The organism is Streptomyces sp. NPDC023723 (genome assembly GCF_040639815.1).
Classification (GTDB): Bacteria; Actinomycetota; Actinomycetes; order Streptomycetales; family Streptomycetaceae; genus Streptomyces.
On record NZ_JBFAAP010000004.1, the window covers coordinates 114,823 to 129,379 of the forward strand.

At 75.5% G+C, this 14,557-nt stretch carries 13 protein-coding genes; 6 read left to right on the top strand and 7 right to left on the bottom strand.

What is annotated here, in order from left to right; all coding sequences use genetic code 11:
- Positions 1-75: 75 nt before the first annotated feature.
- The 3 genes from AB0G32_RS07210 to AB0G32_RS07220 all read right to left on the bottom strand — a co-directional run bounded on the left by AB0G32_RS07210 (position 76) and on the right by AB0G32_RS07220 (position 3,758).
- The gene (locus AB0G32_RS07210) at positions 76-1,518 is read right to left on the bottom strand and encodes a cellulose binding domain-containing protein (RefSeq protein WP_361159383.1); all 1,443 of its coding nucleotides are present in this window, start codon (positions 1,516-1,518) and stop codon (positions 76-78) included.
- 120 nt (positions 1,519-1,638) lie between these two features.
- Entirely contained in the window at positions 1,639-3,057 is a 1,419-nt protein-coding gene (locus AB0G32_RS07215) for a HAMP domain-containing sensor histidine kinase (protein WP_361159385.1), read from the bottom strand.
- Positions 3,054-3,758: a response regulator transcription factor gene (locus AB0G32_RS07220; RefSeq protein ID WP_361159388.1), complete on the bottom strand. Its 705-nt coding sequence runs from the start codon at positions 3,756-3,758 to the stop codon at positions 3,054-3,056. The genes AB0G32_RS07215 and AB0G32_RS07220 overlap by 4 nt, the downstream gene beginning before the upstream one ends.
- Before the next feature lie 97 nt (positions 3,759-3,855).
- Here AB0G32_RS07220 and AB0G32_RS07225 point away from each other — a divergent pair, with 97 nt between their 5' ends.
- The gene (locus AB0G32_RS07225; RefSeq protein WP_361159390.1) at positions 3,856-4,398 is read left to right on the top strand and encodes a hypothetical protein; all 543 of its coding nucleotides are present in this window, start codon (positions 3,856-3,858) and stop codon (positions 4,396-4,398) included.
- Between the two features lie 22 nt (positions 4,399-4,420).
- Here the strand turns inward: AB0G32_RS07225 and AB0G32_RS07230 are convergent, their stop codons facing one another.
- Positions 4,421-5,290, bottom strand: coding sequence for a fused MFS/spermidine synthase (locus AB0G32_RS07230; RefSeq protein WP_361159393.1), 870 nt, complete (start codon positions 5,288-5,290; stop codon positions 4,421-4,423).
- Positions 5,291-5,383: 93 nt separating this feature from the next.
- Positions 5,384-5,767, bottom strand: coding sequence for a hypothetical protein (locus AB0G32_RS07235; RefSeq protein WP_361159958.1), 384 nt, complete (start codon positions 5,765-5,767; stop codon positions 5,384-5,386).
- A gap of 306 nt (positions 5,768-6,073) precedes the next feature.
- On the opposite strand from AB0G32_RS07235, the gene AB0G32_RS07240 reads away from it, so the two are divergent.
- Entirely contained in the window at positions 6,074-7,516 is a 1,443-nt protein-coding gene (locus AB0G32_RS07240; RefSeq protein ID WP_361159396.1) for a hypothetical protein, read from the top strand.
- 170 nt (positions 7,517-7,686) lie between these two features.
- Here AB0G32_RS07240 and AB0G32_RS07245 read toward each other — a convergent pair whose 3' ends face one another.
- Positions 7,687-8,286, bottom strand: coding sequence for a histidine phosphatase family protein (locus tag AB0G32_RS07245; protein ID WP_361159398.1), 600 nt, complete (start codon positions 8,284-8,286; stop codon positions 7,687-7,689).
- A gap of 214 nt (positions 8,287-8,500) precedes the next feature.
- On the opposite strand from AB0G32_RS07245, the gene AB0G32_RS07250 reads away from it, so the two are divergent.
- Genes AB0G32_RS07250 through AB0G32_RS07265 form a run of 4 tightly spaced genes read left to right on the top strand, consistent with a single transcriptional unit; the run spans position 8,501 to position 13,551 of the window.
- Positions 8,501-9,526 carry a phosphatase PAP2 family protein gene (locus AB0G32_RS07250; protein ID WP_361159401.1) on the top strand — a complete coding sequence of 342 codons (1,026 nt, stop codon included), beginning with the start codon at positions 8,501-8,503 and terminating at the stop codon, positions 9,524-9,526.
- Positions 9,423-10,622 (top strand): hypothetical protein, encoded by a 1,200-nt coding sequence (locus AB0G32_RS07255; RefSeq protein ID WP_361159404.1) that lies wholly within the window; start codon positions 9,423-9,425, stop codon positions 10,620-10,622. Before AB0G32_RS07250 ends, AB0G32_RS07255 begins: the two co-directional genes overlap by 104 nt.
- Complete coding sequence (locus AB0G32_RS07260) at positions 10,613-12,208, top strand: hypothetical protein (RefSeq protein ID WP_361159406.1); 1,596 nt, start codon at positions 10,613-10,615, stop codon at positions 12,206-12,208. Before AB0G32_RS07255 ends, AB0G32_RS07260 begins: the two co-directional genes overlap by 10 nt.
- Positions 12,205-13,551 carry an AAA domain-containing protein gene (locus tag AB0G32_RS07265; protein WP_361159409.1) on the top strand — a complete coding sequence of 449 codons (1,347 nt, stop codon included), beginning with the start codon at positions 12,205-12,207 and terminating at the stop codon, positions 13,549-13,551. Before AB0G32_RS07260 ends, AB0G32_RS07265 begins: the two co-directional genes overlap by 4 nt.
- Positions 13,552-14,212: 661 nt before the next feature.
- Here the strand turns inward: AB0G32_RS07265 and AB0G32_RS07270 are convergent.
- On the bottom strand, positions 14,213-14,485 hold the full coding sequence (locus tag AB0G32_RS07270) for a hypothetical protein (protein WP_361159410.1): 273 nt from the start codon (positions 14,483-14,485) through the stop codon (positions 14,213-14,215).
- Between the last annotated feature and the right edge of the window lie 72 nt (positions 14,486-14,557).

Sequence of the window (14,557 nt, forward strand, 5' to 3'; positions counted from 1 at the left end):
GTCCGGGGAAGCGGGGAAGCGGGGCGCGGCATCCGACGGGGATGCCGCGCCCCACCCCTGCTACTGGTACCGCTGCTACTGGTACTGGGCGAACGCCTTGGCGAAGGCGCCGTCCGTCTGGTCGATGGAGCTGCACGTGGCGTCGGCCTGCTGCTTCGGGCCGCCGGGGCACGCCTTGTCCCGGGTGGCGGACCACATGGACAGGCCGCCGAGCCCCTTGCTCTCGGCGAACTCCACCAGCTGGCCGGCGTCGGCCACCGTGAACACCTCGGTGGTCACGTCGTTGACCCCGATCATCGGGGTGACCCCGACCGCCTTCCAGGCCGCGCTGTCGTCGAGCCCGAGAACGCCCTTGACCTGGGCCTGGGTGGCGGTGGCGGCCTGTTCGGCGTAGCCGCCCATGTCACCGCTGTAGGAGGCGCCGTAGTCCATCGCCATGATGTTGACGGTGTCCACGGAGACGCCGTTCTCCTTGGCGTTGGCCAGCAGGTCGACACCGGGCTGGGTCAGGCCCTCGGGCATCACCGGGAGGGTGAAGGAGACGTCCAGGTCGGGGTGGTCGGCCTGGAGCCGTGCGATCGCCTGCGCCCGGCGGGTGTTGGCGGCCGTGTCGGGCAGCGCGCCGCCCTCGACGTCGAAGTCCACCTTGGTCAGGTCGTAGGCGGCCACGACCTTCTCGTACGCCGCCGCCAGCGCGTCGGCCGAGCCGCAGGTGGTGGCCAGTTCGGCGCCGGACGCGCCGCCGAAGGAGACCCGGACGTCGCCGCCCGCCGCGCGCAGGTCGCCGATCTGCGCGGCCACGGCGTCGCTCGCCAGGTCGGTGACGCCGCCCCACTTGGGGGTGCAGCTCCCGCCGTCGGTGACGAACGCGAGGTTGTACTCCTTGACGCCGGTCGCCTCGGCGTTCGCCAGCAGGTCGTAGGCCGGGTAGAGCGAGGTGTCGACGTACGGCGCGAAGCCGGCGCCGGTGGTGGTGCCGCTGCCGGTGTCCTCGGTCGCGGTGGGGGCGGGGGTGGAAGTGGGGGACTGCGTGGGCGTCTGGGTGGGCGTCGGGGTGTCGGTGGGCCGGCCGCTGGGCTCGGGGGTGGCGCCCGCGTCCGTGGCGCAGGAGGCGCCGTCGACCAGACAGCCGTCCGGGTCGCCGGTGCCCTGGGCGACGAAGCCGATGGTGACCGACTCGCCGGCCGCGAGCCCGTCGGTGTCCCACTTCGGCGCGGTCACGGTGACGTGCTGCCCGCTGACGCTCGACTCGCCGTTCCACAGGGAACCGAGCTTCGTCCCCGCGGGCAGGTCGAACTCCAGCGTCCAGTCCGCCTTCCGCTCCGTACTGTCGTTGGTGACGACGTACTGGGCGGTGTACCCCGTCTCCCAGGTGCTGGTCTTCGTGTAGGCGGCGCCGACCGCCGCCGCCTGCGCCGAGCTGGTGAACAGCAGCGCGCCGCCGCCCGCGACGGCCGCTGCCACGACCGCGCCGATCGCCTTGTTCCTGCCGCTGATCCTGCGCCGGTGGGTACTCATCGCGTGCCTGCCTTCGGTTCTTGCCGGTTCTTGCCGGGGGTGGGGTGCGGCAGCACGCTAGCGATGCCGAAACGGGCAAAGAGCCTGATCCGGACGGTGGTTGGCGATCTTAGGGTGCGCTTAAGGAAGGGATCGGGAGCGATTAAAGGTACGGCCCGCGGCGCGCGGCCGGCGCCGCCGCACGGTCCCCCGGTGGCCGCGCCGCTCGGGTGCCGCCCGGCCGTCGAGCTGGAGCCAGATCCGCACCTCGGTCCCGCCGAGCACGGAGGCCCCGATCCGTACGTCGCCGCCGGTGGACTCGGCGAGCCGGCGCACGATGTCCAGCCCGAGCCCGGTCGACCCGTCGCTGCCCGATCCCCGGCCGCGCGCCATCGCCGCGTCCGGGTCGGGTATGCCGGGGCCCGCGTCGGAGACCAGCACGATCACCGCGTCCTCGGCGTTGTGCACGTCGACCGCGAACGGGGTGCCCTCCGGGGTGTGCCGGAAGACGTTGCCGAGCAGCGCGTCGAGGGCGGCGGCCAGGTCGGCGCGGGCCACGGGTATCCGCACCGGCCGGTCGGCGCCGGCCACCCGCCACTTGCGGCCCTCGTCCTCGGCCAGCGCCGACCAGAACCCCATCCGCTCGCGCACCACCTCGGCGGCGTCGCACCCGGCGCCGGGTCCGGCCGCCGCCGTCTGCGGCCGGGCGTCCCGGGCGGTCCGGATGATGGTGTCGACCTCGCGCTCCAACTGCTCGACGGCGGCCCGGGTCTGCTCGGCGGCCGGGCCCTCGCCCAGCGAGGCCGCGTTCAGCCGGAGCACGGTCAGCGGGGTGCGCAACCGGTGCGAGAGGTCGGCGGCCAGCTCCCGTTCGTTGGCGAGGAGCTGGACGACCTGGTCGGCCATGGAGTTGAACGCGACGGCGGCGGAGCGCAGTTCGGGCGGGCCCTCCTCCGGCACCCGGGCGCCGAGCCGGCCCTCCCCCAGCTCGTGCGCCCCCGCGGCCAGCCGCTCGGCGGGCTGCACCATGCGCACGCCGAGCCGGTCGGCGACCGCGACCGAGCCGACGATCAGCGCGGCGCCGACGGCGGCCAGCACCGCCCAGGCCGTGCCCACCCCGTTGCTGACCTCGGACTCGGGGACGTACACCTCGACGACGGCGATCGCGCCGGAGCCGATCGCGACCGGCTGGAGCAGCACGGAGCCGCCGGACACCTGGGTGGTGGAGGCGCGCCCCAGCCGGCGTACCGCCTCGATGTCCGCGGCGGCGGCCCGCTCCTGGCCGATGTCGACGCCCTGCCCGTCCTTGGCGTCGGCGGCCGGGGGGATGTGCACGGCCATCGCCGCGTCGTCGGAGCCGGCGGCGGCGACGACACGTTCCAGTTGCTCGCGGTCGGTGGTGATGGACAGCGCGGGGGCGACCGCCGCCGCCTCCCGTTCGGCGCCCGCGAACGCGCGGTCGCGGGCCATCTCCCGGATGACCAGGCCGAGCGGCACGGCGAAGGCGACCACGACCATCGCGGTCACCGCCAGCGACACCTTGACCAGCGCCCACCTCATCGCGCGGGCTCCGCTCCGGGCGGCTCCAGCTTCACGCCGACCCCGCGCAGGGTGTGCAGGTAGCGCGGCCGGGCGGCGGTCTCCCCCAGTTTCCGGCGCAGCCAGGACAGATGGACGTCGATGGTCTGGTCGTCGCCGTAGGACTGCTGCCAGACCTCGGCGAGGAGTTCCTTGCGGGGGACGACCACGCCGGGGCGGGCGGCGAGGAAGGCGAGCAGGTCGAACTCGCGCCGGGTCAGGTCGAGCCGGACGCCGTCCAGTTCGGCCTGGCGGCGCAGCGGGTCGACGGTGAGGCCGCCGACGCCGAGCACGGTGGACGGCGGGGCCTCGCCCGCGCCGGTGCGGGCCCGGCGCAGTACGGCGGCCATCCGGGCCGACAGGTGCTGCACGGAGAACGGCTTGGTGAGGTAGTCGTCCGCGCCGGCGTTGAGCAGCCGGACGATCTCCGTCTCGTCGTCCCGGGCGGTGGCGACGATCACCGGCACGTCGGTGATGCCGCGCAGCATCTTCAGGGCCTCGGACCCGTCGAGATCGGGCAGTCCGAGGTCCAGTATCACCACATCGAAACGGAGCTGGGCGACCTCGCGCAGCGCCTCCAGCGCGGTGCCGACGCTGCGCACCGTGTGGGCGGCGTCGGTGAGATGCCGGATCAGCGCCGAGCGGACGAACTGGTCGTCCTCGACCACGAGCACACTTGCCATGGGCGGCACCGTACGCCATCCGGGCGAGGCGGGTTCGGGCCTGTGGACAACTCCCCGTGCGCGACACCCGTGGTGCGGGTGGGGCAGTATGGCGGCGATGCGCAGAGGACTCGTACACGTACTGGCCTGGCTGCTCGCCACGGGCGCGGCGGTCACCCTGTCGTGGTGGGGCGTGCACACGGTCATGGCGGGCACGGCGTACGACCCGCCCCGGGCGCTGCCGATCACGGCGGTCGAGGAGTCGGCTCGGGCGTCGCCGGCGCTGGCGTCCTCCACCAGCCGGCCGCCCCCGTCGGACAGTGCGGCGCCGACGCCGTCGCCGACGCCCACCGCGACGACGCACGAGCCGAGCGCGACCCCGTCGTCCCCGAAGCCGTCGTCCTCCGCCACCGCCCCGTCCCCGTCGTCCACTTCGGCCGGGCAGGTCAAGGGGTACGACACCAAGGGCGGCCGGGCGGTGTTCGCCCTCGGGACGGACTCGGCGTCGCTGGTGTCGGCGACGCCGGGCGCGGGCTGGTCGATGCAGGTGTGGAAGACGGAGACGTGGATCCGGGTGGAGTTCACCTCGGGCGCGGACCGGGTGTCGGTGTTCTGCACCTGGCACGACGGGCCGCCGCGGGTGGAGGTCGGGACCTACTGAACCGTCATGGCCCGCACGGCCGTTACTGGAAGACCGCGGGCGGCGGGGCCGGCGAGGCCACCGCGGTGGCGTCCGTGACGGGGGTGGCGCCGCCGGTGAAGTCGGTGAGCGCCCTGCCGTGTTCGACCCGGGCGGGCTGCGGGTCGGACGCGGCGCGGCGGGTCAGCTCGGCGAGCGGCAGCGGCCGGTCGGAAGCGACGAGTACGGCGTTGCCGAAGCGTTTGCCGCGCAGTACCGCCGGGTCGGCGACCAGGGCGAGTTCGGCGAAGCGGGCGGCGGCGGTGGCGATCTGGCCGCGCAGATGGGCCAGCGGCGGGCCGTCGGCGAGGTTGGCGGTGTAGACGCCGCCGGGCGCGAGGGCGAGCCGGACCTCGTCGAGGAACTCGGCCGAGGTCAGGTGGGCGGGGGTGCGGGCGCCGCTGAAGACGTCGGCGACGATCAGGTCGGCCCGGCCGTGCGGCAGCTTGGCCAGCGCGGCGCGGGCGTCGGCGGACCGGACCCGGATGCGGGCGCCGGGGTCCAGCGGCAGTTCCCGGCGGACCAGCTGGACCAGGGCCGCGTCCCGCTCGACGACCTGCTGGGTGGAGCGGGGCCGGGTGGCGGCGACGTAACGGGCCAGGGTGAGCGCGCCGCCGCCGAGGTGCACGGCGTGCACGGGCCGGCCCGGCGGTGCGACGAGGTCGACGACGTGCCCGAAGCGGCGCTGGTACTCGAAGGAGAGGTGGGACGGGTCGTCCAGGTCGACGTGCGACTGCGGGGCGCCGTCGATCAGCAGCGTCCAGCCGCGCGGCCGGTCACGGTCGGGCAGCAGCTCGGCACGGCCGCCGTCGACGTCCGCCAGCACGGCTTCCGCGCCGGCCCGCCCGCGCCGGGGGCTTCTGGACTTTCCCATCGGGCCATTATCGCCGGGTGCGGGTGCGGTCGGTGCCGTACGGGTCCGGCGTCGCCGTCGGACAGCGGTGGACCGGCGTCCGCGCGCCGCGGCTCAGCGGCAGTTGTCGGCCGCCGCGATCAGCCGGGCCGCCTCGCCGAGCGCGGCGCGCAGGTCGGCCGGGTCGGTCGCGGGGTCCGTCTCCTCGGGCGGCAGCAGCCAGCCGGGGCCCGGCACCGGGAGCCGCGGGGCCGGCGCCGGGTCGCGCCGGTCCGTCTCCGTACAGGTGCTCCCGGGTACGTCCCAGGCCGCGGCGGTGCCCGGCGGCACCAGGAAGCCGAGGGTGCCGCGGCCGTCGTCGTGCAGGACCGGGCCCACCGCTTCGCCCGCTCCCCGTCTGAGGATGTCGACGGCCTCCAGTCCTTGCCGGGTCGGCACGATGACGACGTCGCAGGCGTCGCACGTGCCCCGGGCGTCGCTGATCCGGCTGGTCTCCATCCCCGCCTCCACCACCACGGAAACACTCCTTGGACGAACGGACCGGGAGTCGGTCTCCGGGCCCACAGGGTTCAACGCGCCAGGCCGTCAACGGCTACGGCGTGATTCCGCCGCAAAGAATGGCAGTTCATGGCGGATCGCGTAGGAGTTATCCGCTTTTGTGCTCAAACTCCGCGTGGCGGACCCGTCACAGGCGGTACGTTCGTGCTCGCCGGATTCGGTGCGACAAAGGGAATACTCCCCAATACTCCCGACAAGTCGCCCCGGGTGCGGCACGGTTCGACGGTTCGCACGAGAGGACCGGCCATGGCGTCGTCGACGGGGACCTCACCTCAGCCAGCACCCGAGCCCGACCGGCCCACGCGGCCGAACCTGGTCTTCCGCCAGTTGCGCGGCCGGCGCTCGCCGGCCGAGTTCGCGGCGGCGGTCCGGCGGGCCGCGCGGGAGATCGGCGAGCGGGTCAGCTGTGACGCGCGGTACGTCGGGCGGGTGGAGACGGGCGAGATCCGCTGCCCCAACTACGCCTACGAGCGGGTGTTCCTGCACATGTTTCCCGGCCGCAGCCTCACCGACCTGGGGTTCGCGCCGCGTTCGGCCGTCCGCGGCCGGCGGGCGCGCACCGAGCGGGCGGCGGGGACGGCGCGGGCGGCGGGGGCGGCCGGTGAGTCGCCGGCCCGTCCCGGACCGTACGACCGGGGGGACCCGTACACGCACGACGACCACGAGGAGAGCGACGTGCTGCGTCGCGCATTCATGAGGGGCGGCACCGCCACGGTGGCCACCGCCTCACTGGGCCCGCTGGGGCTCGCCCCGGCCGCCGCGGCGGCCGACCGCCCGGTGCGCCGCTGCGGGGCGAGCGACGCCGGCGCCCTGGAGGACGCCGTCCGCCGGATCCGGCTGCTCGACGACCGGCACGGCGCCGACGGACTCTACCGGCGCGCGGCGGCCCCGCTGCGCGCCGCGTACGCGCTGCTGGACGCCGGGGCGATGCGGCAGGCGACGGCGGACCGGCTCTTCGCGGGCGCCGGCGAACTGGCGCTCTCCGTGGGCTGGCTGGCCCATGACTCCGGGCGCTTCGACGACGCGCGCTCGCACTACGCGGAGGCGCTGGCGACCGCGCGGATGACCGGGGACGCCGCGCTGGAGGCGCACGCCTTCTGCAACACGGCGTTCCTCGCCCGGGACACCGGCCGGCCCCGGGAGGCGGTCCGGGCCGCGCAGGCCGCGCAGCGTGCCGCCCGGCCGCTGGGCTCCGCGCGGTTGCTGTCCCTGCTGGCGCTGCGGGAGGCGGGCGGCTGGGCGGGGCTGGCCGACCGGGTCGGCTGCGAACAGGCCCTGGCCCGGGCGCAGGCGTTCTTCGACCGGGGGCCGGGCGACGCCGACCCCGACTGGATGAGCTTCTACGGCGAGGCCGAGCTGGAAGGGCTGGAGGCGCAGTGCTGGTCCACGCTGGGCGACTGGCCGCGAGCCGCCCGGCACGCGCGCCGGGCGGTGCGGCTCCAGGACCCGCACTTCACCCGCAACACCGCCCTGTACGCGGCGGAACTCGCCGACGACCTGGCGCGCGGCGGCCGGCCCGACGCGGCGGCCGCGGCCGGGCTGCGGGTGCTGGACCTGCTCGGGGAGGTCCAGTCCACCCGGGTGCAGACGATGCTGGCGAGCACCGCGCGGGTGCTGCTGCCGCATCGCGGGGCGCGGGGGGTGTCGGCGTTCCTGGAGCGCCACCGGGCGCTGCCGCGCACCGCGTGAACAGACCCGGGCGGTGCGCCGCCCGCCCGCGGGACGGCCGGCCGCTCCGGGGCAGGACGCCTCCCCGTCCCCCGGGGCGGACGGTCCTGTCCGCCGGCAGCTGCCGCTGCCACCGTCGCTGCTGCTGCTCCGCTGCCCCGGCTGCTGATGCTGCTGCTGTCAGGTGACCGTCAAGCCGCTGCCAGGTGGCCGATGTCGTTCCAGTTCTCGATGGCGGGTTCGCCGTAGGCCCAGCCGAGGACCGACAGGGACGTCGGGTTGAGGCGTATGCGGGCCGCGAAGTCCAGGGGCAGGCCGAGCCAGCGGGCACCGATCGAGCGCAGGATGTGGCCGTGGGCGAAGACCAGGACGTCGCGGTCGGCCTGGCGGGCCCAGGCGACCACCTCGTCCGCCCGCGCGGTGAGCTCCGCCGTGCCCTCGCCCTCGGGGACGCCGTCCCGCCAGATCAGCCAGCCCGGCCGGACGGCCTGGATCTCGGCCGGCGTCATGCCCTCGTAGGCCCCGTAGTCCCACTCCAGGAGCGCGTCCCAGGGCTGGGCCCGGTCGCCGAACCCGGCCAGTTCGCACGTCTCCCGCGCGCGTACCAGCGGGCTGGTGCGCACCTCGGCGCCGGGCAGGCCGTCCAGCGGTGCCCGGTGCAGCCGCTCGCCGAGCAGCTTGGCGCCGCGCCGGCCCTCCTCCAGGAGCGGCACGTCGGTCCTGCCCGTGTGTCTGCCGGACAGCGACCACTGGGTCTGTCCGTGCCGGGCGAGCAGGATGCGCGGTGCCATGGGAAGAGGACCTTTCCGGGTGCGTGACGGGGAATGTGAGGTGCGGCTCTTCCATCATCGCGTACGCCCGGTACGGGCAACCCGCAGGGCGCCGACGGCGTCTGTCAGGGCCGGGGGCGCTCCACTGCGCGCAGTAGCCCACGCCGTAGAGTGACTCGCTCGGAACCGGCGGGTACCCGGGTCCGTACGCGAAGAAGAAGGGGAGGTCGATCGGATGCCGCGCGCCGACACACCAGGCACCGAGGCGGCCCCTGGGGGCCGTCTGCGCTGGTGGACGGAGCTGCCGCTGATCCTCCTCGTCTACGCCTGCTACTCGGCCGGCCGGCTGCTGGTGCGCGGCGACGTCGCCGACGCCGTCGACCACGGCCTGGCCATCCTGCGCGTCGAGAAGGCGCTGCACCTCAACGCCGAGCACCCGCTCAACCGGCTCTTCACCCACGAGCCGTGGCTCGGGGTGCCCGCCGACTTCTGGTACGCGTCCCTGCACTACCTGGTGACTCCGCTGGTGCTGGTGTGGCTGTTCCGCTCCCGCGCGGTGCGCTACCGGGCCGCCCGGACCTGGCTGATGACGTCCACGTTCATCGGCCTGATCGGCTTCACCCTGCTGCCGACCTGTCCGCCCCGGCTGCTCGACGCGGGCCACGGCTTCGTCGACACCATGGCCCACTACAGCTCGTGGGGCTGGTGGGGCGGTGAGGCCAGTGCGCCGCGCGGCCTCGGCGGGATGACCAACCAGTACGCCGCGATGCCGAGTCTGCACGTCGGCTGGGCGCTGTGGTGCGGGGTGATGCTGTGGCGGTTCGGCGGTACGCGCGCGACGCGGGTGGCCGGCGTGCTCTACCCGCTGGTGACCACGATCGTCGTGATGGGCACCGCCAACCACTACTTCCTCGACGCGGTCGCGGGCGCCGCCGCGATGGGCGCGGGGCTGCTGCTGACGCCGTACGTGCTGCGCTGCGCGCGGTGGGGGCGTACCCGGGCCGTGGCACGGTTCGGCCCGGCGGCCGGCGCGTTCACCCGGCGCTTGACCGGGCCGGGCTCCCCCGTCGCCGGTCCGGTCACCGGTCCCGTCGCGGGTCCGGTTGCCGGTCCGGTTGTCGGTCCTGTTGTCAGTGGGGGATGCGAGACTTCGGCGGGTGAGCGATTTCCACGCCAGCGCGACGAGCGGCCCCGGTCCGGAGCCGAGCCGGACGCCTCCCCCGCGGACACGGGAGACGGCGCTCCGGCACCGGCTCGCTGAGCTGCGCGGCCCCGACGTACCGCCCAAGACCCTGGACGCCCGCGCCCTGGCCGCCCTCGCGGCCAACCCGGGGTGCAGACGGCGCGCGATCCTGGACGGCGCCGGGGTGGACAAGACCGGCCTGGCGAGCGCGCTGGGCGCGCCGTCGGTCTTCGGCCAGTCCCAGTTCGCCTTCGTGCGGGGCAACGCGTTCGAGGCCCGGGTGAAGGCGGACGGCGGCGCGGAGCTGCTGCGGCTGGTGCGCGAGACGCTGGACCGGGGCGCCGAGCCGCCGGGCGAGGCCCGGGTGCCCGACCTGACCGCGCCCGGCCCGCAGGGGCGCGCGGCGCGCACCGAGCTGGCGCTGCGGGAGGCGACCGGGGCCGCCGGGTGGACCCTCCTCGACCATCCGATGCTCGCCCTGGACGTGGCCGGCTCCGCCGCCCATCTGGAGCCGGACGCGGTGGTGGTGCACCCGGACGGCAGCTGGACGGTGGTGGAGATCAAGTCGTTCCCGATGCTGGACGGCTCGGCCGACCCGGCGAAGGTCGGCGCCGCCGCCCGGCAGGCCGCGGTGTACGTGCTGGCCCTGGAGGAGGTCGCCGCCCGGCTGCGCCCCGCCCCGCGGGTGCGGCACCGGGTGCTGCTCGTCTGCCCCAAGGACTTCTCCAACCTGCCCACCGCCGCCGCGGTCGACGTCCGCAAGCAGCGCGCGGTGACCGCCCGCCAGCTGGCCCGGCTCACCCGGATCGAGGAGATCGCCGACGCGCTCCCCGCGGGCACCTGTTTCGCCCCCGGCCGGCCGGCCGAGGAGCTGACCGCGGCGGTGGAGTCGGTCCCGGCGGCGTACGCGCCCGAGTGCCTGTCCGCCTGCGAGCTGGCCTTCCACTGCCGGGCCCGGTCCCGGGCGGCCGGCGCGGTCAGCACGCTGGGCCGGCCGGCCCGCGCCGAGCTGGGCGGCCTCGCGACGGTCGACGAGGTACTGGCGGCGGCCGACGGCGCGGCCGGCGACCCGGCCGACCCGGCGGTGGCGGCGCTGCGCCGGGCGGCGGAGCTGCGGGCCGAGGCGCTGGCGGCGGCGGACCGGGCGCGGGCGCTGGAGGCGGCATGTCCCTGATCGGCACGCTGGCCCGCCTGGAGGCGGTGCGCACCGGCCGCGCGCAGCCCGCCGCGACGGTCCGGCACCGGCACCTGTCGGACTCGCCGCTGGTGCTGGTCCCGCTGGTCACGGCCGGTGAGGTGGGCGCCCCGCTCGGCGCCCTGGTCGGCACCGACCGGGACGCGCCGCGGCTGCTGGTCGTCCCGCAGCCGCGCGACCGCGACCTGCGGTTCGCGTTCCTGGCCGAGCTGGCCGACGCGGTGCTGCCGCACCTCGAGGCGCACGCCGCCGCGGTGGAGCCCGCCGAGCGCACCGAGACCGACCCGGAGACCGGCAAGCGGGTCAAGGTGGCGGCCGAGCTGTGCGCGGACGCCGCGCAGCTGATCGTGCCGAGCCGCGCGGGCGTCGACCTGGTCCGGCTGCTGGGCCGCTCGACGCGGTTCCGGCGGACGGCGGACCAGGACCCGCAGACGCCGCACCCGGCGCCGCCGCGGGTGCCGCTGCTCGGCCGCTGGCTCACCCACTACGGGGAGCGCGCCCGGGTGCCGGGTTCGTCCCTGCTGCTGGCCATGACCGAGCTGCTGGGCCGGCACTGGGCGACCGGGCAGTCCGCTCTGGAGGACCAGCACCTGGGCGCGCTGCTGGCCTGGATCGACCCGCCGGACGGCACCTCGGGCGCCGCGGCGGCGCTGCGGGCGGAGCTGGCCCGGGACCCGGACGGCCAGTTGCTGTGCCCGCCGGCCGGACCGGCCACCGACCCGGCGTTCGACAACCGGCTGCTGGCGCCCGCCATCGAGCGCTACGACCGGGCCCGCACCGCGCTCGCCGCCGCCGAGGACGGCCTGGCGGCCGACGAGCGGTACGGCGCGGTGCGCGCCGCCGAGCGGGACGTCCGCGACCTGGTGCTCAGCCGTACCCGGCCCGCCTGGGACGCGGTGTGGCACGGCCTGGACCTGCTGCGGCGGCTGCCCGCCGGGGCGCACGTCGCCGACCGGTGGACCCGGGACCGCTGGTCGTTCACCGGGCACCGCGACCGGGTCGTCGCCGGCGAGCCCCCGCAGCCGCGCCGCGACGACGCGGTGACGGCGGCCGGCAAGCTGGCCACCCGGGAGCGCGAGCAGGCCCGGCTGGACGCCCAGGAGGCGCTGGACGATCCGCTGGTGATGGCGGGGCGGCGGCTGGCCGGGGAGGCGTTCGCCGGGGAGGTCACGGACGTGGTGATGGCGTACAGCGAGGGCAAGCGGCCGAGCCCGCGCCCGCTGGTCACCGTGCGCACGGCGGACCGGCCGCAGCTCGCCGAGCGGATGAAGGTGTACCGGTCGCTGGCCGGCCGGCCGCAGGCGGCCGAGTTCGCCGAGCGGCCGGCGGAGGGCGTCCTGGTGCTGCGGATTCTCGACAAGATGGGCCGCGGCCGGGAGCCGGCGGCCGGGTCGGTGCCGGAGAAGGGCGATCTGGTCTGCTTCACCCTCTTCGAGCACGAGCAGCGCGGCGGGGCGAAGCTGCCCGACCCGGAACAGACCCCGTGGACGCACGGCGGGCCGCCCGGCGAGCGGTCCGCCCTGCCCGAGGCCGCCGATCCGCCGACCGAGGAGGACGTCCTGTGACCACCGAGACCCTGGTGGACGACGCGCCGGGCGCGGCGGCTGCCCGGGCCACCGCCGCGATCCTCGACGACACGCTGCACGGCACCGAGCGCGGGGTGGTCGTCGACTCCCCGCCGGGCGCCGGCAAGTCCACGCTGGTGGTGCGCGCGGCGCTGGAACTGGCGGCGGCGGGCCGCCCGCTGATGGTGGTGGCGCAGACCAACGCGCAGGTCGACGACCTGGTGCTGCGGCTGGCCGAGGAGAACCCCGAGCTGCCGGTGGGCCGGCTGCACAGCAGCGACGCCGACCCGTACGACAAGGCGCTGGACGCGCTGGACAGCGTACGGAAGTCGGCGAAGGCGGCGGATCTGGCCGGGCAGGCGGTCGTGGTGTCCACCGCCGCCAAGTGGGCGCACGTGACGGTGGACGAGCCGTGGCGGCACGCGATCGTCGACGAGGCGTACCAGATGCGGTCGGACGCGCTGCTGGCGGTGGCCGGGCTGTTCGAGCGGGCGCTGTTCGTGGGCGACCCGGGACAGCTCGACCCGTTCTCGATCGTGGGCGGCGAGCAGTGGGCGGGCCTGTCCTACGACCCGTCCGCCTCGGCCGTCGCCACGCTGCTCGCGCACAACCCCGGGCTGCCGCAGCACCGCCTGCCGGTCTCCTGGCGCCTGCCGGCCTCGGCGGCCCCCCTGGTCTCCGACGCGTTCTACCCTTTTACGCCGTTCCGCAGCGGCACCGGCCCCGGCGACCGCAGGCTCTCCTTCGCCGTCCCCTCCGACGGCTCGGGCCCGGACCGGGTGATCGACGAGGCCGCCGCCGCGGGCTGGGGCCTGCTGGAGCTGCCGCCGCGGCACACCCCGCGCACCGATCCGGAGGCGGTACGGGCGGTGGCGGCGGTGGTCCGCCGGTTCCTGGACCGGCGGGGCGCGGCGCTCTCCGAGCGCTCCTCCGCCGCCGTTCCGCTCACCGCCGGCCGGATCGCCGTCGGCACCGCGCACCGCGACCAGGCGGCGGCGGTGCGTGCCGCGCTGGCCGACCTCGGCGTCACCGGCGTCACGGTCGACACGGCCAACCGGCTCCAGGGCCGGGAGTACGACGTGACGGTCGTCCTGCATCCGCTGTCCGGCCGCCCCGACGCCACGGCGTTCCACCTGGAGACCGGCCGCCTGTGCGTGCTGGCCTCCCGGCACCGGCACGCCTGCGTGGTCGTCTGCCGCGCGGGCGTCGACGAACTCCTGGACGCGTATCCGTCCACGGAACCGGTCCAGCTGGGCACGGACGTGAAGTTCCCGGACGGCTGGGAGGCGATGATGTCCACATGGGATCACTGGTCCAAGCACCGGGTGGTCTGGCGCCCCTGATCACCCCCCTCGCCCCGCGGCCGAGGACCAGCCCAGTGCCGCCCGATCGCCGGACAGAGTCCGGCACGCCGCCGGAGGCGGCCAACGACTACAGCCCCGGACGGCTGGGAGGCGAACCACGCGGTACTCGCCCGCCTGGCCCGGCACCGGGTGGTCCGGCGGCCCTGAGACGGGCGAAACGGGTGTTTCGGCAAGCGCCGCCCGACCGGATGCGGAACGTGACTTACATCACACTATCGCGCTACTTCCCGCATGGTCATGCAATTTCACGTTCGCGCAAATTGTGGCGCTTATCTTCCCCTTTCGACAGAAGGGCAGTTGAGCCGGGGTGGCGGCCCCACTCTCGGGGGTGGCGCGGGGTGGTACTTACGGCTCGCAAAGAGGGCGCAATCACTAGGTAAGCGGAAGGTGACTTTCCGTCAGGAAGCAATGTTCGAAGGGTCGCACACTGCGGGGCGCGCGTCCGGTAATTGTTTCCCAGAGCAATCACGCTCAGCTGTGAGCCCGCGCCGAACGGGGACGGACGCGGCCCTGGCGCCAGGAAACACGAAGGAAAAACGGCCGCAGTGAACCTCGAACCAGTCAGCCCCGCACCTCCCCCGGCCCGCACGGAACAGGAACCGGCGGCCGAGCCGCCCGCGAAATCCGACCGCCACGTACGTCACGGCGTCCGGCGGCCGGCCGCGTGGTCCTGCAACGCGGTGGCCACCTGGGCCTGGGCCTGGGCGATGTACGCCTCGCTCGCCGCCCGGAAGTCGGCACTGGCGACCCGCTCCCGCACCCAGGCGTCCATCCCCTCCCTGATCACCGCGTTGGCCGTGGTGGACTGCACCGCCGCGATGGCCTGGATGCGGTCGAGCAACTGGCTGGGGAAGCGGACGGACACTACGACCTGCCGCTCTTTGTCCTCAGCGGCCCTGCGTTCACTCGGCACGTAAATTCCCTTCGTCGGGGCCCGGGTGGCGCCCCGTTCACGTCAGGGATCGGGGCACCGCTTGCCCGGTTC

Bases quoted from the DNA above. Each gene is read 5' to 3' on its own strand.
- AB0G32_RS07215 (WP_361159385.1), bottom strand. From the start codon at position 3,057: ATGAGGTGGGCGCTGGTCAAGGTGTCGCTGGCGGTGACCGCGATGGTC.
- AB0G32_RS07230 (WP_361159393.1), bottom strand. From the start codon at position 5,290: ATGGGAAAGTCCAGAAGCCCCCGGCGCGGGCGGGCCGGCGCGGAAGCC.
- AB0G32_RS07225 (WP_361159390.1), top strand. From the start codon at position 3,856: ATGCGCAGAGGACTCGTACACGTACTGGCCTGGCTGCTCGCCACGGGC.
- AB0G32_RS07245 (WP_361159398.1), bottom strand. From the start codon at position 8,286: ATGGCACCGCGCATCCTGCTCGCCCGGCACGGACAGACCCAGTGGTCG.
- AB0G32_RS07260 (WP_361159406.1), top strand. From the start codon at position 10,613: ATGTCCCTGATCGGCACGCTGGCCCGCCTGGAGGCGGTGCGCACCGGC.
- AB0G32_RS07235 (WP_361159958.1), bottom strand. From the start codon at position 5,767: ATGGAGACCAGCCGGATCAGCGACGCCCGGGGCACGTGCGACGCCTGC.
- AB0G32_RS07240 (WP_361159396.1), top strand. From the start codon at position 6,074: ATGGCGTCGTCGACGGGGACCTCACCTCAGCCAGCACCCGAGCCCGAC.
- AB0G32_RS07210 (WP_361159383.1), bottom strand. From the start codon at position 1,518: ATGAGTACCCACCGGCGCAGGATCAGCGGCAGGAACAAGGCGATCGGC.
- AB0G32_RS07250 (WP_361159401.1), top strand. From the start codon at position 8,501: ATGCCGCGCGCCGACACACCAGGCACCGAGGCGGCCCCTGGGGGCCGT.
- AB0G32_RS07220 (WP_361159388.1), bottom strand. From the start codon at position 3,758: ATGGCAAGTGTGCTCGTGGTCGAGGACGACCAGTTCGTCCGCTCGGCG.